21 protein-coding genes, 1 other RNA gene and 1 other annotated feature are annotated in these 24,012 nt (G+C 41.5%); of the genes, 17 read left to right on the top strand and 5 right to left on the bottom strand.

Translation table 11 applies throughout. From position 1 onward, the window contains the following. Window positions 1-497: 497 nt before the first annotated feature. Window positions 498-1,457, bottom strand: coding sequence for a YaaC family protein (locus JNO66_RS20320; RefSeq protein ID WP_203091037.1), 960 nt, complete (start codon window positions 1,455-1,457; stop codon window positions 498-500). A 146-nt stretch (window positions 1,458-1,603) separates the two neighbouring features. On the opposite strand from JNO66_RS20320, the gene guaB reads away from it, so the two are divergent. The 7 genes from guaB (at window position 1,604) to JNO66_RS20285 (ending at window position 9,697) form a co-directional block, all read left to right on the top strand. Further along, window positions 1,604-3,061: an IMP dehydrogenase gene (guaB, locus tag JNO66_RS20315; RefSeq protein ID WP_203091036.1), complete on the top strand. Its 1,458-nt coding sequence runs from the start codon at window positions 1,604-1,606 to the stop codon at window positions 3,059-3,061. A gap of 118 nt (window positions 3,062-3,179) precedes the next feature. Then, window positions 3,180-4,514 carry a D-alanyl-D-alanine carboxypeptidase family protein gene (locus tag JNO66_RS20310; protein WP_273753841.1) on the top strand — a complete coding sequence of 445 codons (1,335 nt, stop codon included), beginning with the start codon at window positions 3,180-3,182 and terminating at the stop codon, window positions 4,512-4,514. A gap of 74 nt (window positions 4,515-4,588) precedes the next feature. Beyond that, complete coding sequence (gene pdxS, locus JNO66_RS20305; RefSeq protein WP_203091035.1) at window positions 4,589-5,473, top strand: pyridoxal 5'-phosphate synthase lyase subunit PdxS; 885 nt, start codon at window positions 4,589-4,591, stop codon at window positions 5,471-5,473. 1 nt (window position 5,474) lies between these two features. Then, the gene (gene pdxT, locus JNO66_RS20300) at window positions 5,475-6,065 is read left to right on the top strand and encodes a pyridoxal 5'-phosphate synthase glutaminase subunit PdxT (RefSeq protein ID WP_203091034.1); all 591 of its coding nucleotides are present in this window, start codon (window positions 5,475-5,477) and stop codon (window positions 6,063-6,065) included. After that, window positions 6,066-6,277 (top strand) — a binding site (T-box leader). A 71-nt stretch (window positions 6,278-6,348) separates the two neighbouring features. After that, window positions 6,349-7,620: a serine--tRNA ligase gene (serS, locus tag JNO66_RS20295; RefSeq protein WP_203091033.1), complete on the top strand. Its 1,272-nt coding sequence runs from the start codon at window positions 6,349-6,351 to the stop codon at window positions 7,618-7,620. 19 nt (window positions 7,621-7,639) lie between these two features. Further along, on the top strand, window positions 7,640-8,428 hold the full coding sequence (locus tag JNO66_RS20290) for a carbon-nitrogen family hydrolase (RefSeq protein WP_203091032.1): 789 nt from the start codon (window positions 7,640-7,642) through the stop codon (window positions 8,426-8,428). 42 nt (window positions 8,429-8,470) lie between these two features. After that, window positions 8,471-9,697, top strand: a complete 1,227-nt coding sequence (locus JNO66_RS20285; protein ID WP_246483386.1) for an NRAMP family divalent metal transporter — start codon at window positions 8,471-8,473, stop codon at window positions 9,695-9,697. A gap of 38 nt (window positions 9,698-9,735) precedes the next feature. On the opposite strand, the gene JNO66_RS20280 is transcribed toward JNO66_RS20285, so the two are convergent. The 4 genes from JNO66_RS20280 to JNO66_RS20265 are packed head-to-tail and all read right to left on the bottom strand — an operon-like array spanning window position 9,736 to window position 13,626. Further along, window positions 9,736-10,749, bottom strand: coding sequence for an ABC transporter ATP-binding protein (locus tag JNO66_RS20280; RefSeq protein ID WP_203091031.1), 1,014 nt, complete (start codon window positions 10,747-10,749; stop codon window positions 9,736-9,738). Continuing rightward, window positions 10,724-11,752 carry an ABC transporter ATP-binding protein gene (locus JNO66_RS20275; protein ID WP_203091030.1) on the bottom strand — a complete coding sequence of 343 codons (1,029 nt, stop codon included), beginning with the start codon at window positions 11,750-11,752 and terminating at the stop codon, window positions 10,724-10,726. Before JNO66_RS20275 ends, JNO66_RS20280 begins: the two co-directional genes overlap by 26 nt. A 39-nt stretch (window positions 11,753-11,791) precedes the next feature. After that, window positions 11,792-12,712 carry a nickel ABC transporter permease gene (gene nikB, locus JNO66_RS20270; protein WP_203091029.1) on the bottom strand — a complete coding sequence of 307 codons (921 nt, stop codon included), beginning with the start codon at window positions 12,710-12,712 and terminating at the stop codon, window positions 11,792-11,794. A 17-nt stretch (window positions 12,713-12,729) separates the two neighbouring features. Continuing rightward, window positions 12,730-13,626 (bottom strand): ABC transporter permease, encoded by an 897-nt coding sequence (locus JNO66_RS20265; RefSeq protein ID WP_203091028.1) that lies wholly within the window; start codon window positions 13,624-13,626, stop codon window positions 12,730-12,732. 336 nt (window positions 13,627-13,962) lie between these two features. Here JNO66_RS20265 and JNO66_RS20260 point away from each other — a divergent pair, with 336 nt between their 5' ends. The 10 genes from JNO66_RS20260 to JNO66_RS20215 all read left to right on the top strand — a co-directional run bounded on the left by JNO66_RS20260 (window position 13,963) and on the right by JNO66_RS20215 (window position 23,568). Then, window positions 13,963-15,576 carry a glutathione ABC transporter substrate-binding protein gene (locus JNO66_RS20260; RefSeq protein ID WP_307730750.1) on the top strand — a complete coding sequence of 538 codons (1,614 nt, stop codon included), beginning with the start codon at window positions 13,963-13,965 and terminating at the stop codon, window positions 15,574-15,576. 296 nt (window positions 15,577-15,872) lie between these two features. Then, window positions 15,873-17,477 (top strand): glutathione ABC transporter substrate-binding protein, encoded by a 1,605-nt coding sequence (locus JNO66_RS20255; RefSeq protein WP_203091027.1) that lies wholly within the window; start codon window positions 15,873-15,875, stop codon window positions 17,475-17,477. Window positions 17,478-17,681: 204 nt separating this feature from the next. Continuing rightward, window positions 17,682-19,259 (top strand): glutathione ABC transporter substrate-binding protein, encoded by a 1,578-nt coding sequence (locus JNO66_RS20250; protein ID WP_203091026.1) that lies wholly within the window; start codon window positions 17,682-17,684, stop codon window positions 19,257-19,259. 110 nt (window positions 19,260-19,369) lie between these two features. Then, window positions 19,370-19,885 carry a tRNA adenosine(34) deaminase TadA gene (gene tadA / locus JNO66_RS20245; RefSeq protein WP_203091025.1) on the top strand — a complete coding sequence of 172 codons (516 nt, stop codon included), beginning with the start codon at window positions 19,370-19,372 and terminating at the stop codon, window positions 19,883-19,885. A 66-nt stretch (window positions 19,886-19,951) separates the two neighbouring features. Continuing rightward, an RNA gene (gene ffs, locus JNO66_RS20240) (signal recognition particle sRNA large type) lies at window positions 19,952-20,218 on the top strand. A 134-nt stretch (window positions 20,219-20,352) separates the two neighbouring features. Then, window positions 20,353-22,062 (top strand): DNA polymerase III subunit gamma/tau, encoded by a 1,710-nt coding sequence (gene dnaX / locus JNO66_RS20235; protein WP_203091024.1) that lies wholly within the window; start codon window positions 20,353-20,355, stop codon window positions 22,060-22,062. 16 nt (window positions 22,063-22,078) lie between these two features. After that, window positions 22,079-22,390, top strand: coding sequence for a YbaB/EbfC family nucleoid-associated protein (locus JNO66_RS20230; RefSeq protein WP_203091023.1), 312 nt, complete (start codon window positions 22,079-22,081; stop codon window positions 22,388-22,390). A gap of 11 nt (window positions 22,391-22,401) precedes the next feature. Continuing rightward, window positions 22,402-22,998 carry a recombination mediator RecR gene (gene recR / locus JNO66_RS20225; protein WP_203091022.1) on the top strand — a complete coding sequence of 199 codons (597 nt, stop codon included), beginning with the start codon at window positions 22,402-22,404 and terminating at the stop codon, window positions 22,996-22,998. A 14-nt stretch (window positions 22,999-23,012) separates the two neighbouring features. Next, on the top strand, window positions 23,013-23,234 hold the full coding sequence (locus JNO66_RS20220; protein ID WP_203091021.1) for a YaaL family protein: 222 nt from the start codon (window positions 23,013-23,015) through the stop codon (window positions 23,232-23,234). 70 nt (window positions 23,235-23,304) lie between these two features. Continuing rightward, a complete protein-coding gene (locus tag JNO66_RS20215; RefSeq protein ID WP_203091020.1) occupies window positions 23,305-23,568 on the top strand; it encodes a pro-sigmaK processing inhibitor BofA family protein in 264 nt (87 codons plus the stop codon). The last annotated feature ends 444 nt before the right edge of the window (window positions 23,569-24,012 follow it).

The following is a 24,012-nucleotide window of genomic DNA, read 5'->3' as shown; positions in this document are numbered from 1 at the left end:
AACACGGCCGTTAAGCTCTTCTGCGTCAATGGTAGTTGGGGGCTTCCCCCTGCGAGAGTAGAACGTTGCCGGGCACTAATTAAAAACCTTTCATCTTTGGATGGAAGGTTTTTTTGTTTTATAAAGAGTAGGTAACTCTGGACCTTTTACCAAGCAAAACGAAGAAAGCACCAAGCCCCCAGCGTGTTCAATTAAGAACCCACCTCCAATACCAAGAGGCAAACGAACACTATTAAGAAGGAAACTTCTTGTACCAAGAAGCACACCTTTTAGAAAGGAGAAGAAACACCTCATTAAGATGGAAAACCTCCTTATCAAGAAAAACAGAGGCCTAAGGATATTGAGAATCTAAATAAAGTAAATCCATCCCCCTATCGAGTTACTAAATAAAAAACAACTAAAGCCTAAGCACCCTCCATAAAAAGATAACACCCCTGAATTCTCCAACCCACTAAGCCCAAGTACGTCGCTATAGCAAATAAAAGTCCAAACTTATCTCATCTCTCATTAATCGAAAAAAGATAGTGTTCAAATAGAAGAGGTAGTTTCTTTGTAGTTGATGTGAGGAACTGTTTAATAAAAGGTAGATCATCTCCTTCAAAGGTATGGTGCAGCTCTCCCCACCACTCGGCTTCATATCGACAGATCATACTGAGGTTATAAAGGAGGAGATAATGAATCGATAATTCAGGGAGGGAGCAGTGGTCTTCTCTTTTTCTCAACATAAAAATGTCTCCATCACATGTAGATAACCAAGGAGCACTTTGGTAACGAGTAGGTGCAGCATGCAGGGGTATAGTAATTTGTTGTTTTAATGTAGTGACTCCTTTTTGTCGATGAAACCAGCTTTTACTATTTGGAGACTGTTCAAGAAATAAGCTAAATCGATTAGCCGTCATATGTAAGTCATCTAAAATGGAATCAGAAATTGTATAGGACTGTGTTCTTTGAGTGACTGCAATGCTAATGTCTTGGTTATGCATGGTGCTGTACAGGGGATGCATATCTGCTACTTGTTTAAGTAAGAAGTTCATTTTATATTTTTCATCAGGCATTTGTTTCACATGAAACATTTTGTCGAGAAAGTGAAGAAAAAGCCCGTTTTTCTGTACTTTAATTTCGTCGTCTAAAAACCGGTATCCTTGTTTCTTTCTTTTCCTAGCTGTGACTCCGTGGGCAAGGACGGTAGAGTTTTCCGGATAAAATGGATCAACGGTTAAGACACAGGCTTTTAACATCTGGACAATACCATAGAAAAGAAGCATAGGCTTAATCTCAATAGGAGCCTGTGCAGCTTGCTGCAGATAAAGTCTACCTTGTTGAAGGTGGTAAATAAATGAATAGCTGGTATGATAGCTAACGGTTTTAGCATTGGCAAAGGATTGACGCTCATAACAATCCGCTAGAAACCGCTTCGTGTAGCTAATTGATTCAAAAGGAATGAATGGGTCACTCAAAGGGATCACTCTCTCAGTATTATCGTTAGTATATTCAGAAAAGTAGTACTTAACGCCTTTTCTTGACAGTAGTTTACCCAATTGATACGCTACTAATAATATTCTGAGGTACTTTACTATTTTATTGTGGGAGGATGATTCACATCATGTGGGAAAACAAATTTCAAAAAGAAGGTTTAACGTTCGATGATGTACTATTGATCCCTGCTAAATCAGAGGTCTTGCCGCGTGATGTGTCAGTGCAGACACAGCTTTCAGAAAATCTGAAGCTTAATATTCCAATTATTAGTGCGGGAATGGACACAGTAACAGAATACCAGATGGCAATCGCAATTGCTCGTGAGGGTGGTCTTGGGATTATCCATAAAAACATGTCCATTGAAGAGCAAGCAGAACAGATTGATAAGGTTAAACGTTCTGAGAGTGGAGTCATTACGAATCCATTCTACTTAACGCCAGATCGTCAAGTTTTTGATGCTGAGCATTTAATGGGTAAATACCGTATTTCTGGTGTACCAATTGTAGATGAGAATCGTAAATTAGTTGGGATTCTGACAAACCGTGATTTACGTTTTATTGAAGACTATTCGATTCAAATTGATGATGTTATGACTAAAGAAGATCTAGTTACAGCTCCTGTAGGTACAACTCTTCAAGAAGCAGAGAAAATTCTTCAGCAGTACAAGATTGAGAAGCTTCCACTTGTAGATGATGAGGGAATTCTTAAAGGTCTTATTACAATTAAAGATATTGAAAAAGTGATTGAGTTCCCGAACTCAGCTAAAGATGCTCAAGGACGTTTAGTTGTTGGAGCAGCTATCGGTGTGTCAGCGGATGCTGAAATCCGTATTGCAGCCGTTGTCGAAGCTGGAGTAGATGCAATCGTAATTGATACGGCTCACGGTCATTCTAAAGGGGTTCTAGACCGTATTTCACAAATTCGAAATCAATACCCTAACCTAACGATTATTGCAGGGAACGTCGCGACAGCAGAGGGTACACGTGACCTGATTGCAGCTGGGGTAGATGTAGTAAAAGTAGGAATTGGTCCTGGTTCAATTTGTACCACTCGTGTTGTAGCTGGAATTGGTGTTCCTCAGGTTACAGCTATTTATGACTGTGCAACCGAAGCACGTAAGCACGGTGTGCCAATCATCGCTGATGGTGGAATTAAGTACTCTGGTGATATTGTAAAAGCTCTTGCTGCAGGTGGACATGCTGTAATGCTAGGAAGCTTACTTGCTGGTACGTCTGAGAGTCCTGGTGAGCGTGAGATTTACCAAGGTCGTCAGTTTAAAGTGTATCGTGGCATGGGGTCACTTGGTGCAATGGAAAAAGGAAGTAAGGATCGTTATTTCCAGGAAAATAATCAAAAGCTTGTTCCAGAAGGTATTGAGGGAAGAACACCGTACAAAGGACCTCTTAGCGATACGATTCATCAATTAGTAGGTGGAATTCGTGCAGGTATGGGTTACACTGGTACGCCAACGATCTCAGATCTTCGTGAAACAGGAGAATTTATTAAGATCAGTGGTGCAGGTTTAAGAGAGAGTCATCCGCATGACGTTCATATTACGAAAGAAGCACCAAACTATTCAGTCTAACTTAATTGACGCTAAATTGTAATGTATTTCAAATAGATAGAGTCTAACTCTATCTATTTTTTTATACAGGCATATGATAAAATTACCTCTGTGTTAAAAATAGCGGAGGTGGAAGGTTTTGAGTAAGCCAGCAAAACGTAAAGTAATACTTGGAATGATGGCAGCATCGCTGGCATTAACAATTGGATTAAATCCTCAGCAAGCAGATGCAGCTGTTGATATTAATGCATCAGCATCAATTTTAGTAGATGCCGACTCAGGAAAAATTTTATTCGCAGATAACATAGATGATCAACTACCTATTGCAAGTATGACTAAAATGATGAGTGAGTACTTAATTCTTGAAGCGATTGACCAAGGAAAAATTAGCTGGGATGATGAAGTAAGTATAAGTGACCCAGTACGTACATTATCTTTACAAACTGAATTATCTAATGTTCCATTAAGACAAGATTATTCTTACACAGTAAAAAATCTTTATCAGTCCATGGCTATCTATTCAGCTAATGCCTCGACCATTGCTTTGGCAGAACACGTTGCCGGAAGTGAAGCTGATTTTGTTCAAATGATGAATGATAAAGCAGGTGAGCTTGGACTTGAGAGTTATAACTTTGTTAATTCAAGTGGCTTAAATAACAGTGATTTAGCTGGTAGCCATCCTGAAGGAACAGATGCTAATGCAGAAAATGAATTATCTGCAAAATCTGTTGCTCAGCTTGCTTTCCACCTAATTAATGACTATCCAGAAGTTCTTGATACGGCGAGTATTCCAGAGCTTGAATTTCAGGCTGGAGAAGATGAAACCATTCAAATGCAAAACTGGAACTGGATGATCCCTGGTGTGAATCCACAGCACGAGTACGAAGGGGCAGATGGTCTTAAAACGGGATTCACTTCTGCGGCAGGTAACTCGTTTACTGGAACTGCTCTACGTGATGATATGCGTCTAATTACAGTTGTAATGGGAGCCAATACACGAGATGATCGTTTTAATGAAACAGAGAAGCTGCTTGATTATGGCTTTGATAACTTCCATGAGGCGGAGCTATTACCAGAAGGGTACAAGCCTGATGGGGAAGATGTGATTCCGGTAACAGGTGGTAAAGAGAATGAAGTATCGATCTCAACATCTAGCGCGCTTCGTTCAGTCATTAAAAATGATGAGGAAGATCTATATGTTCCAGAGGTTTCATTAGCTTCAGAGCTCCTAAATGAAGATGGAGAGTTTGTTGCTCCTCTTGAAGAAGGGCAAGAAGTAGGTCAGGTTCAATTGACTTATGAGGGTGAAGAGGATGTGGAATATCTATACGATAACCAATCTTCTTCAACACCTCTTGTTGCTGATCAGGCTGTAGAGAAAGCTAGCTGGTTTACAATGAGCATGAGAGGCATTGGTAGCTTTTTCTCTGGAATTTGGACGTCTGTTTCTGACACAGTGACAGGGTGGTTTTAATACTGGAATCTAAGATTCAATATAGATAGACAACACAAGATTGAAAGAAAATTTAATTTGTGGGGGATGTTAAGATGAGTCAAACAGGTACAGATCTAGTGAAGCGTGGTATGGCTGAAATGCAAAAAGGCGGAGTGATCATGGACGTGGTGAACGCCGAACAAGCAAAAATTGCGGAAGCTGCAGGAGCGGTTGCTGTTATGGCGCTTGAACGTGTTCCTTCTGATATTCGCGCAGCCGGTGGGGTAGCAAGAATGGCTGATCTACAAATTGTAGAGGATGTTATGAATGCTGTTTCCATACCAGTCATGGCGAAAGCACGTATTGGTCATATTGTAGAAGCTCGTGTTCTTGAATCAATGGGAGTTGACTACATTGATGAAAGTGAAGTATTAACACCTGCTGATGAAGTCTTCCATCTCTATAAACGTGATTACACCGTTCCATTTGTATGTGGAGCGCGTGATTTAGGTGAAGCTGCTCGCCGCATTGGTGAAGGCGCATCAATGATTCGTACGAAGGGTGAGCCTGGTACAGGGAACATTGTTGAGGCTGTCCGTCATATGCGTATGATGCAGGCACAAATTAAAACGGTGGCTAATATGTCTACTGATGAATTAATGACTGAAGCGAAAAACCTAGGTGCTTCTTATGAGCTTCTGTTAGAAATCAAAGAAACTGGAAAGCTTCCTGTTGTTAACTTTGCAGCAGGTGGAGTAGCGACTCCAGCTGATGCTGCTCTTATGATGCAGCTTGGAGCGGACGGTGTCTTTGTGGGATCTGGTGTCTTTAAATCAGATAATCCTGAAAAGTTTGCTCGCGCGATTGTAGAGGCAACAACTCATTACACAGATTATGAATTAATTGCTAAGGTATCTAAAGGACTTGGGTCTGCTATGAAAGGTTTGGAGATCTCAACACTTGCTCCTGGCGATCGTATGCAAGAGCGCGGCTGGTAAGATGGTTAAGATTGGTGTACTTGCTTTGCAGGGAGCTGTGCGGGAGCATGTGCGCAGCCTTCAGGCGGAGGATACAGAAGTTGTAATCATTAAAAAAGCAGCACAGTTAGAGGAAGTGGACGGTCTCGTCTTTCCTGGTGGAGAGAGTACAACGATGCGTCGTCTGATCAATCAATTTGATTTCTTTGAACCATTAAAAGCATTTGGTCAAAGCGGGAAGCCGATTTTTGGTACATGTGCTGGTCTTATTTTAATGGCAAGTGAGATCACTGGTGAAGACTCCGCGCATCTTGAACTGATGAATATGAAGGTTCAGAGGAATGCATTTGGTCGTCAGAGGGAAAGCTTTGAAACAACGCTTGATGTAAAAGGTGTGGCCGAAGATCTGAGAGCTGTATTTATTCGGGCTCCATTAATTGAAGAGGTTGGAGAACAAGTAGAGGTCCTCTCTACATATAATGGAGAGATCGTCGCAGCGAGAGAAGGACATTATTTAACCTGTTCCTTTCACCCAGAGTTAACAGATGATTTCCGTTTGCATCGTTTTTTTGTTACAATGGTAAAAGAAGCAACTCAAAACAGAGTGAGATAAGAAAACGTGATGATAGGGACTAGTAAAGTACGATGGATTGTATCAGAGAGCCGGTGGTTGGTGAGAACCGGAACAACCCGTACTTGAATCCCCCCTTGAGTGAATGGTGGAATCTTAGTATACCGTTCCGTCTTGCCTACGTTACAGGCCTTGAGTGGTTCCGTATAATGCGGGGCTATAAGGGTGGCAACGCGGGTTCTCTCGTCCCTTCCATACACGATGTATGGAGGGGTCGAGAGTTTTTTTGTTTCAGTCGATGTATTAAATAAAAGGAGGATCTAACATGTTAGATGTGAAGCAATTACGAAAAGAATTAGATACAGTGAAGGAAAGATTAGCTACACGTGGTGGAGAGCAAAAAGGATTAAATCAATTTGAACAACTAGATAGTGAGCGCCGTGCGCTAATCGTAGAGACGGAGGAATTAAAAAGCCGTCGTAACCAGGTATCACAAGAGGTAGCGAAGATTAAGCGTGAGAAGGGCGATGCAGATGCGCTTATTCAAGAAATGAAGCAAGTATCTGACAACATTAAGGCGCTTGATGAAAAGCTTTTTCAGGTAGATGAGCAATTAGATGACATTCTATCTACATTGCCAAACCTCCCTCACGAAAGTGTACCAGTTGGTGCCACGGAGGAAGAAAATGAAGAGTTAAGAAGATGGGGCGATATTCGCGAGTTCTCATTTGATCCCAAACCACACTGGGACCTGGGAACAGAACTTGGAATCGTTGACTTTGAGCGAGCAGCAAAGGTAACTGGTAGCCGCTTTGTTTACTATCGTGGAATGGGCGCACGACTTGAACGTGCACTCATTAACTTCATGATGGATCTTCATGCAGATGAACACGGCTATGAAGAAATTCTCCCTCCTTATATGGTAAATCGTGATAGCATGTTTGCAACAGGACAGCTTCCAAAGTTCGAGGAGGATGCATTTAAAATTCGTGAAGAAGATTACTTCCTCATTCCAACGGCAGAAGTACCGGTAACAAACTTATACCGTGATGAAATCATTGCAGGGGATACATTGCCACTTCGTTACGCTGCATACAGTGCCTGCTTCCGTTCTGAAGCAGGATCTGCTGGGCGTGACACTCGTGGATTAATTCGTCAGCATCAATTTAATAAGGTGGAAATGCTTCACTTCTGTAAGCCGGAAGATTCTTATGCTGAACTTGAAAAAATGACGGAGAATGCAGAGAGAGTGCTGCAGCTTCTAGATCTTCCATATCGTGTATTAACACTATGTACGGGAGACATGGGTTTCACTGCTGCGAAGACGTATGATCTTGAAGTGTGGCTACCGAGCTACGGGGAATATCGTGAAATCTCTTCTTGTAGTAATGTTGAAGGATTCCAGGCACGCCGTGCAAACATCCGCTTTAGACGTGAAGCGAAAGGGAAAGCAGAGCACGTTCATACATTAAACGGTTCTGGTCTTGCAGTGGGACGTACGGTTGCAGCGATCCTTGAAAATTACCAGCAAGAAGATGGCACCATCGCGATTCCAGAAGTCTTGCAGCCGTATATGGGTGGAAAAACAATAATCTAATAGAGGGGAAGGTTTTAAGATGAACTATGCGATTTGTCAAATTGCGCTTGTACCAGGTAACCCGCAGGCTAATTATTCTCAGGTTGAGCAATGGGTTCATGCAGTCATGATGACAGAGGAAAAGCCAGACATTCTCGTGCTTCCTGAGATGTGGACGACGGGCTACACGTTGCCTGATTTACCACAGCTTGCAGAGCATCATCTTGAAACTACTCTTCCGTTTTTACAGCGTTTAGCCAAGCAACACAGTGTTCATGTGATAGGTGGGTCTGTCGCTAATCAAAGAGATGGCGGTATCTATAATACAGCCCTGGTCGTGAATAAAAAGGGTGAACTTGTTTATGAATATGATAAGGCTCATTTAGTTCCCATGCTAAATGAGCCAGCTTATCTTACAGAAGGTCGCTCGATTGGCCATGTGTTTGAGCTTGATGGAATTAAAATGGGGGTTATGATTTGCTACGACCTACGTTTTCCGGAGATAGCCAGGTCTCTGGCATTAGAAGGAGCTCAGGTTCTGCATATTGTTGCAGAATGGCCAGAAGCGAGGACAACACATTGGCAGGCACTTCAAGTGGCAAGAGCGATTGAAAATCAGTGCTACGTTGTATCAAGTAACGTCATAGGAACGTATGATGGAGTGGAATTTGCAGGCTCTTCCATGGTTATTGACCCTTGGGGAGATATTCTGGCGCAGGCTGGTAAAGATAAAGAGGAAACCCTTCTGATCTCCTTAGAGCTTAATCAGGTTCCAAAGGTGAGAAAAGATGTCCCGGTTTTCTCAAGTCGTAGGTCAGATCTTTACTAGATATAATAATAAGAATTAAGCTTTTTGAAAAGAGGGATATGTATGTCAAACCATTCGCTGCCTCAGACACCTATGAGTGAACGTGAGCGCAAGAAATTTCTACGAGGTGCGATCTTTTTAATGGCTACATCCTCTATTGGACCAGCCTTTTTAACGCAAACGTCCTTGTTTACTCAACAATTTATGGCGAGCTTTGCCTTTGCGATAGTAGCTTCAATTATCATTGATATTGGTGCTCAGCTAAACATTTGGCGCGTGATTTCGGTATCTGGCTTGCGTGGTCAAGAAATAGCTGGCAAGGTATTGCCGGGTCTCGGTATATTTGTCGCCATTCTTATGGTTTTTGGGGGATTTGCCTTCAATATCGGGAACGTTGCCGGAGCGGGTTTAGGTATTAATGTGCTATTTGGCTTACCAGTTGAGGTAGGTGCCATTATCACTGCTGTGCTGGCAATTGTAATCTTTTTAGTCCGAAATGCGATGCGCGTTGTGGACTGGGTGATGCAGGTTCTTGGAATTATTATGATTGTCATGGTCGGGTATGTAATGTTTAGTACAAGCCCACCACTGCAAGAGGTTCTAGTTAAAGCTGTTTTACCTGATAACTTTAATGCGCTGTTGCTACCAATCGTCACGTTAGTAGGTGGAACGGTGGGAGGATATATCTCGTTTGCCGGAGGGCACCGATTAATTGATGCTGGGGTTGTTGGTCGGGAGAACGTAGGATTTGTTAGCCGTGCAGCAAACTACGGCATCCTAACAACCGGATTAATGCGGGTCTTTCTGTTTCTAGCTGTTCTTGGTGTAGTGACACTTGGTTACACGTTAGATGAAGGAAATCCTGCAGCAACGGTGTTTCAAGTAGCACTTGGAGACATTGGATATAAAATGTTTGGGATTGTTCTATTCGCTGCAGCCATTAGCTCTGTTATTGGTTGTGCGTATACAAGCATCTCCTTTCTACGGTCGTTTCACCCATTTTTTGAGAAATACAACAGTGCGATTATCGCCGTTTTTATTGCAATATCTACGGTCATCTTTGTTTTCATCGGACGTCCAGTTGCGTTGTTAGTCATTGCTGGTGCTCTAAATGCACTCATTTTACCTGTTGTATTAACAACAATCTTAATTGCGTCGCGTAAAAAATCAATTGTGGGCGATTATCGCCATCCAAGTTGGTTGATTGTATTTGGTATCATTGCCATTATCGTCACGATAGGTGCAGGATATATCTCATTTGGTGCTTTACTTGAATTATGGACAGGCTGATAAGCAAAGAAAAAGGATGCCACAAGGGCATCCTTTTTTTATGTGTAAGCTGGTTCGCGTTTTCCTTGTTCGATCTCTTCCATGTAGTGACATGCAGCCATATGACCATCTTTTAGATAATCTGTTGTGCGTAGTTCAGGCGTTTCTGTACGACACTTGTCTGTTGCAAACGGGCAACGAGTGTGGAAACGGCAGCCTGCAGGCGGATCGATTGGAGATGGTACATCCCCTTTTAGGATAATGCGGTTTGGTTTATTTGTTGGATCTGGAACTGGAATCGCAGAAAGTAAGGCTTTTGTGTAAGGATGCTGGGATTGATCAAACACAGACTTCTTATCACCAATCTCTACAATTCGTCCAAGATACATAACGATGACGCGATCTGAAATGTGGCGTACCACACCTAGATCATGCGAAATGAAAAGGTACGTTAGCTTGAGCTCACGCTGAAGCTTCTTCAACAGGTTAATAACCTGTGCTTGAATGGATACATCCAATGCAGATACGGCTTCATCACATACAATTAGTTTTGGATCTACAGATAACGCGCGTGCAATACCGATACGCTGTCTTTGTCCACCACTAAACTCATGCGGATAGCGATCAATTTGGTGTGGTCCTAAACCTACTGTATCCATCAATTCTTTAATACGGTTCTCACGGTCTTTCTTAGGAACAGCATTTTGAATTTCCATAGCCTCTTCAAGAATTTGTCTAACTGTTTGACGCGGGTTAATGGATGCATATGGATCCTGGAAGATGATCTGTAGATCTTTACGCATCTTACGCATCTCAGATTTGCTAATGGAAAGAAGGTCTTTGCCTTGGAATTCAATTTCTCCACTTGTTGGTTCATCTAGACGGAGGATCGCACGACCCGTTGTCGATTTACCACAACCAGACTCACCAACAATACTAACGGTTTCTCCTTCTTTAATTGCAAAGGATACTCCATCTACTGCTTTAACATGGTTAACTGTTCGACCAAGCATTCCTCCTTTAATAGGGAAGTGCTGCTTAAGATCATTAACCTTGAGTAGTTCTTGTGCCATGAACCTTCACCTCCGGATCGCCGTCCCACTTATCAGAGTAGATCCAGCAGCGTATTTGATTTCCGTTTTCGTCTACTTCTAAGTCTGGTAACGTGTTGCAAATCTCGCTCGCATGTGGGCAACGTGGTGCAAAACGGCAACCAGTCGGCATGTTTGCCGGACTTGGAACAGATCCTTTAATAACGGAAAGATCTTCACCTTCTACATCAACGTCGTGACGCGGAAGGGATTCAAGTAATCCAACAGTATATGGATGGCGAGGATTTGCAAAAAGCTCCTCCACGCTTGCATATTCAACAACTTTACCGCAATACATAACGGCTACATAATCACAGGTTTCTGCTACTACACCAAGATCATGTGTGATCATGATGATTGACATACCAAGACGATTTTGCAGGTCCTTCATGAGTTCAAGAATTTGTGCTTGAATCGTTACATCAAGTGCAGTTGTCGGTTCATCAGCAATTAATAGATCAGGATTACAGGCAAGAGCCATAGCGATCATTACACGCTGACGCATTCCACCTGATAATTCAAACGGGTATTGATGAACACGTTTTTCTGGTGATGGGATACCAACCAGCTTTAACATTTCTATTGATTTCTTGATGGCTTCTTTTTTACCTAGCTTCTCGTGAATACGGAAAGACTCGCCAATTTGCTGTCCTACTGTATAAACGGGATTAAGTGATGTCATTGGTTCTTGGAAAATCATCGAGATTTCATTTCCACGAATTTTACGCATAGCACTTTCACTTTTGCTTGTTAAATCCTCGCCTTTAAACTCAATTTCCCCACCAACAATTTTCCCTGGGTTTTGAATTAATCGTAGAATCGACATAGCTGAGATACTTTTACCAGAGCCTGATTCACCAACAATACCAAGGGTTTTGCCTTTTGGTACATCAAAGGTCACACCATCAACAGCACGGACCTCCATACCTTGAGTGAAAAACGAGGTGCGAAGATCACGGATTTTAATTATAGATTCATTACCCATGAGAATTCACACACCTTTCATTAAGAGTAATTAATACGATCAGTCGACGTCGACTCGTTTGTTTAACACTTTGTATGCTATATCAACAAGTAAGTTTACAAGAACAAATAATAGAGAAACAACAAGAACAGTTCCTTGTACAATCGGGAAGTCACGTGCACGAATTGAGTCAATGATTAAACGACCCATTCCGTTGATAGCGAAAACCGACTCAGCGAGTACCGTTCCTCCAAGTAGTGAACCAAATTGAAGTCCTACTACTGTAACAACAGGAATCATTGCATTTTTAAGTGCGTGTTGATAAATAACATAACGTTCTTTAACCCCTTTAGCTCGGGCCGTACGTATGTAATCCTGTCCAATGACTTCAAGCATACTTGAACGTGTCATACGGGCTATGATTGCAGCACCGGTTGTTCCAAGTGTGACGACTGGTAGAACAATTTGTTGCCATGTTCCCCAACCAGAGGAGGCGAACCATCCTAGATTAATAGAGAAGTATTGAATGAGCATAAGACCCATCCAGAAGTTAGGCATAGACAGACCAAATAAAGCGATAATCATGATCCCGGTATCTGCGAAGCTGTAACGCTTTGTAGCAGAGATGATTCCGGCAATCATACCTAAGATAATACTAAAGATCGTACTATATAATGCAAGCTCTACGGTTACCCAAAACCTGGCACCAATCTCATCGCCAACCGGTCTTCCGTTACGAATCGATGTACCAAAATCTAGAGTGACAACATCTTTTAAATAATTAAAATATTGTGTAGGCAATGGTTGATTTAAGCCTAAACGTTCTCTCATTTGTTCAACTTGGTCTCCTGATGCTGCTTCTCCGGCAAGAATTTGCGCGGGGTCACCAGGGATTAGATGAATTAAACTAAATGTAATGATCGTTACGCCAAGTAAAACAGGAATCGTTTGAATGAGACGTCTGATGATGAAGGTTAACATGTAATCGGCTCTCCTTTCTAATCTCTAAGCTTTGGATCAAGCGCGTCACGTAATCCATCACCAAATATATTAAATGCTAAAACAACAAGAACAATCGCTAAACCAGGGAAGAGCGCTACGTGGCCAGCATCGTACATGTAGTTTCGTCCATCTGCAAGCATGGCTCCCCATTCAGGAGTAGGAGGCTGGGCACCAAGTCCAAGGAATGAAAGTCCAGCAGCTGTTAGGATTGCTGTTGCAATACTTAAGGTTGCTTGAACAATGAGTGGTGATGTGATGTTCGGTAAAATATGTTTAAAGATAATTCGGAAATCACTTGCACCTAAGGCTTTTACTGCATCAACATATTCAAGCTTACGAACAGTTAAGGCAGAGCCTCGGGCAATTCTAGCGAATACAGGTACAGAGAACAACGCAACCGCAATGATTACATTATTCATAGATGGTCCTAGTACAGAAACAATCGCAAGTGCTAGTAAGATTCCTGGGAATGCAAGTAGGACATCTGTAATACGCATGATCAGCGTATCAAGTCGACCACCATAATAACCAGATATCACACCAAAGATTGTTCCAACAATGGAGCCAAGTGCAACAGATGAGAACCCTACATAAAAGGTTAAGCTCATTCCGTGTATGATACGTGTAAAGATGTCGCGACCATGGTGGTCAGTACCTAACCAATGATCAGCGGATGGTCCTTCTAATTTTACAGAGTAGTCTTGAGCATTTGGTTCAAGCGTTGTAAAGTATGGACCAATTAATGCTACGATCATTAAAAAGACAATTAAGAAAGCTCCAACCATAGCCGGTTTATTACGAGCTAAACGCTTGAAAAAGCTCTTCATGCTTTTAACCCGAGGGTTTTCGACAGGAGCCGGCGCATACTGATTGGGTGGTTGTTGTTCTTGCATAGCTTCTAACTTCCTTTCTTTAGGAGAATCAAAGTAACGTGTAAAAGCCTTATCCAGCCTGTACTCACGTTGATAGATTATACCATGATCAGCCCATAAAAAAACAAAAAAACTATTAATGAAAAATAATCTTACAAATTATTTCGACTAAAATGCCAGATTCTGTCGTCCGCAATTACACATGAGCGCTGATGTGTCAGTACTAAAGAGAAAGTTTAGGTACAAAGTCCTGATTGGAAGCATTGTCAAGAAAAGTATTGAATATTAAAGTAGTTTTAAGGTATAGTGATTAAGAAATTTTCTGAATAAACACAAAAGTGAGAGGGGTAAAAAAACTTGGAAAATTTAAAAAAGAGAACTTTCTTTAGTTTGTTACTAGCGCTTTCTGTTTTTATGGCTGCATGTGCAAGTGAGCCAACTGGTAATGAAGGAGAATCTACTGGAGACGGAGAAGGAACGTCAGAGAATGAAGGATCAGAGGGCGGCGATCTTATCATTTCTCTAGCATCTGATGCTGTCTCACTAGACCTCCACAAATCAAACGATACATATTCAAGTAACGTGGCATCAAATATTTATGAAACTCTTGTTTACCACGACAAAGATCTTAACCTTAAGGAAGGTCTAGCTGAAAGCTTTGAACAGTTAGATGAAAATACATGGGAATTTAAATTACGCGAAGGTATTAAGTTCCACGATGATTCAGATTTTAATGCTGAAGTTGTAAAAGCAAACCTGGATCGTATTCTTGATCCGGAAGTGGCATCACAGCGTGCTTTTCTTTATGACATGGTCGAAGAAGTAAAGGTTGTTGATGATTACACAGTTCATATCGTCACTGAGTACCCATTTGCACCACTTCCTGCTCACCTAGCACATACGGGTGGTGGAATGATGAGTGCCGAGAAGATTGCTGAAGACTATGAAGCAATGGAAAATGGTGAAGAGCCAGGTTCTGTATTAAATAATGAGCCGACTGGAACAGGTTACTTTGAGTTTGAAAGCTGGGCTCCAGGTAATGAAATCAAATTAACGAAAAACGAAAACTATTGGGGAGATCCTGCGAAGGTTGACTCAGTTACGTTCCGAGTGGTACCTGAGGATGGAACGCGTATTGCTGATCTAAATACAGGAGCAGCTCACATTGCTGATCCACTAAGCCCAAGTGATGTTTCTCAAATTGAAGCAACAGATGGAATGCATGTAGATTCTACTGAGAGTGTAGCCATGATGTATATCGGATTTAACTCTCAGAAGGAACCATTTGATGATCCAAACGTACGTAAGGCGTTATCAATGGCTATTAATAAGGATAGTATTATTCAAGGAATCTACGATGGACATGGACTAGAAGCAAAAAGTCCACTTGCTCCTAAGGTATATGGTTATAGTGAAGACATTGATGTGATTGAATACGATCCTGAAGAAGCAAAGGCTCTTTTAGAGGAAGCTGGATATGGTGAAGGAGAACTTTCAATTACATTTAACACAAGTGATCACCGTGAGCGTCAGAATATTGCTGAGAACGTACAACAGGCACTAACTGAAATTGGCGTAAACGTAAGCATCGAAATGGAAGAATGGGCATCATTCCTAGAGTCAACAGCTAATGGCGAACAAGAAATGTTTGTACTGAGCTGGTCTACAGTGACTGGTGATGGGGACTATGGTCTGTTCCCACTATTCCATGAGTCACAATTTGGTTCTGCAGGTAACCGTACATTTACAGATAATGCAGAGCTGAACGAGCTGCTTATGTCTGCTCGTCAAAACGAAGATCAGGAAGCACGTCTAGGTCAATATGAAGAAGCGCAAAACATCATTGCTAATGAAGCAATTGTATATCCATTGTTCCATGAAGACTATCTACTTGGTGTAAGTGATAGTGTAGAAGGACTGTGGCAGCATCCAACAAGAAGATTAATGCTTCAGGATGTTACGCTTAACTAAATAAGGATAGAAAACGAAGCGGATGTTCACAACCAGTGGACATCCGCTTTTTTGATGCAGGCAAATACCAGCTTATAACGGCATAAATCCCTTATATTGTTATTGTCTGATAATATAAAAAATACTGAATACGCTTTCTTGAAATAGGGTCTCAACCCTTGGTGGTGTTTGATAAATCAGATAATACAAACATGTGCAAAAATAAAAAGTAAACTAAAATTATTGTCCAACTATTTAAAATCATGTATAGTGTATAAAGATTAATACATCAATATAATGTTTAAGGGGGAAATACAATGAAGTTAGGGAAAAAACATCTATCAATGTGGATGCTTATTCTTTTATTAAGCTTTGGTTTAGCAGCATGTGCTAGTGAGCCTGATGCCAACTCTGGATCAAGTGATGACGCAGCTGCTGGAAATGAAGAAGGTACTGGTGGCGATCTAGTCATCGATACGAAGTCTGAACTTGTTTCACTTGATCCACACGGAGTAAATGACGTACCTTCTAGTAATGTTCAATCAAACATCTACGAAACACTTGTTTTCTTTGATGAGAACATGGACATTCAAAACGGTCTTGCTGAAGACTGGAAGCAAGTAGATGAGAACACGCTTGAATTCAAGCTACGTGAAGGCATTACATTTACAGATGGCGAGCCATTTAACGCTGAAGCTGTAAAAGCAAATATCGACCGTATTACGGATGAAGACATTGCATCACAACGTGCATTCTTATTCGCGGATATTTCAGAAATTAAGGTTGTAGACGACTATACTATTCAATTTATTACGGAAGAACCTTCTGCTTCATTGATTTTCAGCTTTGCACATAACGGTGGTAGCATGATTAGTCCGAAATCAATTGAAGAAGACTATGCGGCTATGGAAAATGGTGAAAAATCCGGTTCTGTTATTGGGACAAACCCAGTTGGAACAGGTATCTTTAAACTAGATGAATGGAAGTCCGGTGACAGCGTTCGTCTTGTGAAGAATGAAGATTATTGGGATGGGGAAGCGAAGCTTGACTCTGTTACATTCCAAGTCGTTTCAGAGGATAACACTCGTTTAGCTAACATCGAAACTGGAAGTGCGCATATTTCTGAGCCAACTGCACCTAGTGATGTAAACCGTGTAGAAAACTCTGATGTAATGGATATTGTTCAATCAGATAGCTTAAACGTTTCATATATTGGTTTCAACACAGAGAGAGAACCATTTGATGATGTGCGCGTTCGTCGTGCAATCTCTATGGCTATCAATAACGAAGATGTAGTAAACAACCTATACAATGGTTATGGTACACCTGCAAAAGGTCCAATTGCTCCAGGAGTTATTGGTTATGATGATAGCATCGAGCCAATTGAATACAATCCAGAAGAAGCAAAGAAATTGCTTGAAGAAGCTGGAATTGAAGATGGATTCAAAATTACAATCTCTACAAACGATACAACTGAGCGTCAAGACTTAGCTACATTTGTTCAAGCTGAGCTTGGAAAAGTTGGTCTAGATGTAAGTATTGACATCGTTGAGTGGGGTGCTTACCTAGAGCAAACAGCTAAAGGTGACACAGATATGTTTGTTCTTGGATGGAGCTCGGCTACTGGAGATGCAGACTATGCACTTGAGCCATTATTCCACTCTAAAAACAAAGGTAACGCAGGTAACCGTTCTTTCTACGAGAACGAAGAAGTAGATGCATTACTTGATGAAGCGAAAAACGAACTAGATACAACAAAACGTAACGAGCTTTATAGCCAAGTACAAGAAATTCTAATTGAAGAAGCGCCACTTTTATACACTCACCATAAGGTTGAGTTAAATGCGGTTGCTAATACTGTTCATAATTTCTACCGTCACCCAACTGGAGACTTCTGGTTGAAAGACGTTTACGTTGACTAATACGTACTACTTGAAAGTAGGCCCTCTCACTGAGGGGCCTACTTTTTATTTTGAAAAAAATGTCGATTAACTATGAGTAAAGACTTATTTTATGAAAAAAGGTGAAAAAACAGTCGTAAATTGTCTGAATATAAGCTATATTAATTCGATAATAGATGTTTGAATCTTTTAAATACTATCAAGAGTTTGAAAGGATGCATATTTATGAAAAAGTCTTATTTACTACTTGGTTTACTAACAGTGGGGTTAGCGGCATGTGCGAGTGAGCCACAAGCTTCCGGATCAGCAGATGAGGCTTCCACAGATGGTCAGGGCGGAGATCTAGTCATTGATATGGGCGCTGAGGCAGTGACACTTGATCCTCATTTAGCGAATGATGTTCCATCTGGAAACGTAGCATCTAATATTTATGACAAGCTTGTAAACTTTGATGGAGATATGAATATAGAAGAAAACCTCGCAAAGAAATGGGAACAGGTGGACGATCTAACACTCCGCTTTGAGCTTGAAGAAGGAGTGACATTCCACGACGGAGAACCATTTAATGCTGAAGCTGTTAAAGCGAATATTGACCGTGTAACGGATCCTGATATTGCGTCACCAAGAGGATACCTATTTGATAATATATCAGATGTAAATATTGTGGATGATTATACAGTAGAGATTATAACTGAGGAGCCATTTGCACCATTAATTTATAGCTTTGCTCATAATGGTGGTTCAATGATTAGTCCAAAGGCAATTGAAGAAGACTATGAAGCAATGGAAGCTGGAGAAAAACCAGGAAGTGTTATTAATAATCATCCAGTCGGTTCTGGCTACTTTGAGTTTGAATCGTGGAACGTAGGACAAGAGATCAAATTAGTAAACAATGAAGATTACTGGGGAGAACCTGCTAAGCTAGATTCGGTTACGTTTAAAACTGTGCCAGAGGATGGTACTCGTTTAGCAGATCTAGAGACAGGAAGTGCTCATGTCTCCGATCCGTTTAGCCCTTCAGATGTAGAGCGAGTGAAGGCAACAGACGGTTTGGATGTTATTGAGTCGAATAGCATGGGTATTGAATACATTGGATTTAACACAAAGAAAGAGCCATTTGATGACAAGCGTGTTCGTCAGGCCATTTCCATGGCGATTGATAACGAAGCAGTCATTGAAAATCTATTAAATGGATACGGAATCCCGGCAATTGGTCCAATGTCTCCACAAATTATTGGCTTTGATGATTCAGTTGAACCTTTAGGCTATGATATTGAAAAGGCGAAAGAATTATTAGCTGAAGCGGGTTATCCGGACGGATTTGAAACAACGATTTGGACAAATGATAAGCGTGAGCGTGTGGATTTAGTAACATATGTACAACAGGAACTAAAACAACTAGGGATTGATGTAAAGACAGAGACAATGGAATGGGGCTCTTACTTAGACCGTACGAATTCTGGAGATCATGATATGTTTGTTTTAGGATGGAGTGCATCAACTGGGGATGCTGATTATGCATTGTCACCATTATTCCATTCAATGAACCATGGAGCAGCTGGTAACAAGTCATTCTTTGATAACGAAGAGGTTGATCAATTGTTAGAAGATGCTCAGCATGAGATGGATGAAGAGAAACGTATGGCTATGTATAAAGAGGTACAGGACATCTTAATTGATGAAGCACCACTTCTTTACACACACCACAAGCAAGAGGTAAATGCTATTAGCGATTCAGTTAAGAATCTATGGCGTCACCAAAGTGGAGACTTTAAGCTTCACGATGTATATATTGAAGAGTAATGTCTCTGACCTGGTAGCAAAATACAGCTGCCAGGTTTTTTAATGCGCTCATTGCAGTGTGACTAAGTCATCTGCTACGATACATAGAGATTAAGTCGGAGGCGAGTAGGATGTCCACTCTCATAGTAGAAGAACAAAATCATGAATATTGGATGCGGCAAGCAATCAGAGAGGCCGAAAAAGCAGAGGTGTTAGGGGAAGTACCAATCGGAGCCGTTATTGTAAAAGACGGGGAAGTGGTTGCTCGTGCTCATAATTTGCGGGAAGAGTTACGCAGTGCTACGGCGCACGCTGAGTTACTTGCTATCCAAGAGGCATGTAAAACGCTTGAAGCTTGGCGACTGGAAGAGTGTACGCTTTATGTGACACTCGAGCCATGTCCGATGTGTGCTGGTGCTATCGTACAATCCAGAATTCCAACGGTTGTATATGGGGCTTCTGACCCTAAAGCAGGTTGCGCAGGGACGCTCATGAATCTACTAGATGAATCTCGCTTTAATCATCGAAGTACAGTGATAGCGGGCTGCTTAGAAGTGGAATGTGCGTCGCAGCTTACAACGTTTTTCCGAAAATTACGAGCAGAGAAGAAGAGAAGGAAGACTGAATCAGATGGTAACCTTGCATAAAGTGAGATTTTGCCGTATACTGAGTTTTGCATCACTCATTGATGCCTAACGATATTATCAACTTTGCCGTGCTAGGTGGGGAGGTAGCGGTGCCCTGTCACTCGCAATCCGCTAGAGCGAGACTGAATCCCTTTCCTAGGTTATATCATCTTTTGGCCTGCCCTAAGTAAGTAGTGTTGACGTTTGGGTTCTGCGCAACGGAAACTCATGAATCCTGTCAGGTCCGGAAGGAAGCAGCAGTAAGTGAATCCTTTCGTGTGCCGCAGAGTTGCCTGGACCGAGCCAACTGCTTAGGTAACGCATGGGATGGTATGATCAAAGAAAGGTGCACGGTATATATACATAGAACTCAAGCAATTGCGCATGTCGCAGTTGCTTTTTTTCTTATCTATTCTCCATAAACTATGAATTACGTTTGGAAATGTCTATAATAGAAGAAAGAGAAAAAGAAGGGACGGGATATCAGCATGGGTTACCAGGCATTGTATCGAGTATGGCGCCCACAACTGCTGAAGGATGTGGTTGGCCAAACACATCTAACAAAAACCTTGCAAAATGCGCTTGTTCAAAATAAGTTTTCGCATGCTTATTTGTTTTCAGGACCAAGAGGAACGGGAAAAACGAGTGCTGCTAAAATTATTGCAAAAGCGATCAATTGTGAGAAAGCACCGGTAGCGGAACCGTGTAATGAATGCGCAGCGTGCGTAGGAATTTCAAATGGATCGATTGTTGATGTGATGGAGATTGACGCGGCTTCCAACAATGGAGTCGATGAAATAAGAGATATTCGTGATAAGGTAAAGTTCGCACCAAGTGAAGTTCGATATAAAGTGTATATTATTGATGAGGTTCATATGCTTTCAACTGGAGCCTTTAACGCTTTGTTAAAAACCCTTGAGGAACCGCCTGAACACGCGATTTTTATATTGGCAACAACAGAGCCTCATAAAATTCCGCTAACGATTATCTCTCGTTGTCAGCGCTTTGATTTTAAACCAATTTCTCAGAGCGCAATGATAGGTCGTATGAAGGAAATTGTTGAAGCGGATGATGTTCAAGTAGAAGACGAGGCTTTGCAGCTTATTGTACAGGCAGCTGATGGTGGGATGCGTGACGCGTTAAGTCTTCTAGATCAATCCATATCATTTTCTGATGATACGGTCCAGGCGGAAGCGGTTCGGTTAATAACAGGTGCTGTTTCACGAGAGGCACTAGCGAATGTAGTGGGGAGTCTTCATAACGGACAAGCATCAGAACTCCTTTCACTCATCGATCAAGTATTAAAGGACGGGAAGGATCCGAAACGTTTTGTTGAGGACCTACTTTATTATTTCCGAGATGTTCTCTTATATAAAACGTCACCAGATTCTGCCCACTTAATGGAGCGGGCGGTTGTTGATGAACCATTTAAGAAGCTTTCAGAAGAGTTAAGCTTTGAATGGCTTTATCATAGCATTGAGACGATGAATAATACTCAGCAGGAAATGAAGTGGTCTACTCATCCTAAGATGATGATTGAGCTTGCCGTTATACAGCTTATGAACAAGTCGAACGTTCATTCGCCTGTTGTTCAAGCTGAATCATCTGCTGACACCTCTGCGCTAGAGGACAAAGTAAAGAAGCTTGAAAGTATGCTGAGTCAATTGCAAAAGCAAGGAATTCAAAGTAAGCCAGAAGAGAAGTCTCAACCTCAACAGAAGCGTACAAGGAAGGTTCCGCAACAAACAAGGCTGGCAACTGGACAGGTAAAAGAGTTACTTGCTAAAGCAGAAAAGCAAAAGCTCCAGCAGGTTACTTCGCAATGGCCGGATGTTACGGCGCGTATGAAAGTAAAAAGTGTACCTGGATCAGCTTGGCTAAATGACAGTCGACCGGTTGCGGCGGCTCCGGATGGGATCCTATTAGCATTTCAAAATGAGATGCATCGTGATATGATGGATACGAAGTTTAGAGAGACCTTGCTTGAAGTGCTGCAAGAAGTGCTTGGAGAAGGGATGACGTTCATTACCCTTCTACATTCTCAGTGGACCAAGTTAAAGGATGAGTTCGTTCAAGAACAGAAAAGCAGTGATGCGACATCTCATTCTTCTGGGGATCAGGAAACAACAGACCCCCTTATTGATGAAGCCGTCAAACTCGTCGGCGAGGATTTAATTGAATGGGCAGACCAAAATTGAATGGAGGATTTATACAATGAAAAACATGGGTAATATGATGAAGCAAATGCAAAAGATGCAAAAGCAAATGGCTAAAGCACAAGAAGAGTTAAAGGAAAAAACAGTCGAAGCAACAGCTGGTGGCGGAATGGTTACAGTAACGGCTAGTGGAGACAAACGTATTTTAGATATTAAGATTTCTGAGGATGTTGTAGATCCGGATGATATTGATATGCTTCAAGATCTAGTGATCGCTGCAACAAATGAAGCTCTTAAGCTAGTGGATGAGCTTGTTGAACAAGATATGGGTAAATTCACTAAGGGAATGAATATTCCAGGAATGTTCTAGGAGGGTAGCCGTTGCAATATCCTGAACCGATAGCCAAATTAATCGATGGATTTATGAGATTACCGGGGATTGGTCCTAAAACAGCGAGTCGTCTTGCATTTTATGTATTAGATATGAAGGAAGACGATGTACTTGATTTTGCTAAGGCACTTGTCAATGCGAAGCGGAACTTAACATATTGTTCCGTCTGTCACAATATTACGGATCAAGACCCATGTTATATATGTAACGACAAATCACGTGATCAATCCATGGTCTGTGTTGTCCAGGAATCCCGGGATGTCATGGCAATGGAGAAGATGCGTGAATACCCTGGTCAGTACCACGTGTTACACGGAGCTATCTCTCCAATGGAGGGTATTGGTCCGGAGGATATTAAGGTACCTGAGCTTATTAAACGATTGCAGGATGACACGATTCAAGAAGTCATCATTGCGACGAACCCCACAATTGAAGGGGAAGCCACAGCTATGTATATTTCGCGACTAGTCAAACCTACAGGAATTAAGGTAACGAGAATTGCTCATGGACTTCCTGTTGGTGGAGACTTGGAGTATGCAGATGAAGTAACATTATCAAGAGCGATTGAAGGAAGACGAGAATTGTAAGGCAGGCGAGGTCATTGTTTTTTCGTAAAAAAGGAAGGCTAAGAATGGAAGAGAATGAACGACTGCTGAACCACATAGAAGTCACGAAGGAACGCTATGATAATCAAAGGCAGCTTTTAGAACATAGTGTGGATCCATCTGAAGATGTGATTGCACGGATGAAACTGACGGAAGCGAAGTATTCTTTTCTAATAAGGGAAGCTAGAATCCGTCATGCGAGAAGGGACAAACTGTAAGACAGTTTGTTCTTTTTTTGTGGGCTTGGACATACATTGAACCAAGAACATGCTGAGTAGGGGGAAAGAGATGGATCCAATCATTCTTTATGCATTGTTAGGGGGAGCGGTCATCTTATTGCTGACTGTCGGAGCACCAATGAGGCCCATTCGACTCGTTGGAAATGTCGCTGTTAAACTCGTGATAGGTTTGTTACTTCTATTTCTATTAAATGCAGCTGGAGGGTGGACAGGTATTCATATACCGATTAATCCTATTACTGCAACAATTACAGGGTTGCTTGGTGTTCCTGGTCTTGTATTATTAGTGGTTGTGAAGCAATTCATTTTATAAGGAAATAACAAACCCTCATTCATAGCTGTTATGAATGAGGGTTTGTGTGTAATAAAAAGATTTCACTTTTCTTAAGGAAAGTAGTTGCCTTTTGTTTGTGTACGTGGTAAATTATATCTTGCTGTCAGATAAGTAGTAAAACAACTTCAAAAAAAGTTCTTTACTTTCTGATCAGATGTATGTTATATTAGTTAAGTCGCCAACGCGACACTAAGTTCTTTGAAAACTGAACAAAAGCCAAGCGTACGAAGAGATACACGATATCTCATAAGTATAAAAAGTCGCAAATGATAACTTGTTTTCAAGTTAGAAGATGCGCAATTAACACTTTGTTTGATTTTAGACACATTTTGTGTCGATCAACAAAGCCAGCAGTTGAGCAATCAACTCACCACTTTTATGGAGAGTTTGATCCTGGCTCAGGACGAACGCTGGCGGCGTGCC

The organism is Alkalicoccobacillus gibsonii, from assembly GCF_016798245.1.
Lineage (GTDB): Bacteria > Bacillota > Bacilli > Bacillales > Bacillaceae_D > Alkalicoccobacillus > Alkalicoccobacillus gibsonii.
The sequence above is the reverse complement of the archived record's forward strand: the minus strand, read 5'-3'. Positions and strand labels throughout refer to the sequence as shown.

Coding starts and splice junctions, on each gene's coding strand:
- tadA (WP_203091025.1), top strand. CDS start 19,370: ATGTCCACTCTCATAGTAGAAGAACAAAATCATGAATATTGGATGCGG.
- pdxS (WP_203091035.1), top strand. CDS start 4,589: ATGAGTCAAACAGGTACAGATCTAGTGAAGCGTGGTATGGCTGAAATG.
- JNO66_RS20285 (WP_246483386.1), top strand. CDS start 8,471: ATGTCAAACCATTCGCTGCCTCAGACACCTATGAGTGAACGTGAGCGC.
- JNO66_RS20255 (WP_203091027.1), top strand. CDS start 15,873: ATGAAGTTAGGGAAAAAACATCTATCAATGTGGATGCTTATTCTTTTA.
- dnaX (WP_203091024.1), top strand. CDS start 20,353: ATGGGTTACCAGGCATTGTATCGAGTATGGCGCCCACAACTGCTGAAG.
- JNO66_RS20250 (WP_203091026.1), top strand. CDS start 17,682: ATGAAAAAGTCTTATTTACTACTTGGTTTACTAACAGTGGGGTTAGCG.
- serS (WP_203091033.1), top strand. CDS start 6,349: ATGTTAGATGTGAAGCAATTACGAAAAGAATTAGATACAGTGAAGGAA.
- JNO66_RS20265 (WP_203091028.1), bottom strand. CDS start 13,626: ATGCAAGAACAACAACCACCCAATCAGTATGCGCCGGCTCCTGTCGAA.
- JNO66_RS20230 (WP_203091023.1), top strand. CDS start 22,079: ATGAAAAACATGGGTAATATGATGAAGCAAATGCAAAAGATGCAAAAG.
- guaB (WP_203091036.1), top strand. CDS start 1,604: ATGTGGGAAAACAAATTTCAAAAAGAAGGTTTAACGTTCGATGATGTA.
- JNO66_RS20275 (WP_203091030.1), bottom strand. CDS start 11,752: ATGGGTAATGAATCTATAATTAAAATCCGTGATCTTCGCACCTCGTTT.
- pdxT (WP_203091034.1), top strand. CDS start 5,475: ATGGTTAAGATTGGTGTACTTGCTTTGCAGGGAGCTGTGCGGGAGCAT.
- nikB (WP_203091029.1), bottom strand. CDS start 12,712: ATGTTAACCTTCATCATCAGACGTCTCATTCAAACGATTCCTGTTTTA.
- JNO66_RS20280 (WP_203091031.1), bottom strand. CDS start 10,749: ATGGCACAAGAACTACTCAAGGTTAATGATCTTAAGCAGCACTTCCCT.
- JNO66_RS20215 (WP_203091020.1), top strand. CDS start 23,305: ATGGATCCAATCATTCTTTATGCATTGTTAGGGGGAGCGGTCATCTTA.
- JNO66_RS20290 (WP_203091032.1), top strand. CDS start 7,640: ATGAACTATGCGATTTGTCAAATTGCGCTTGTACCAGGTAACCCGCAG.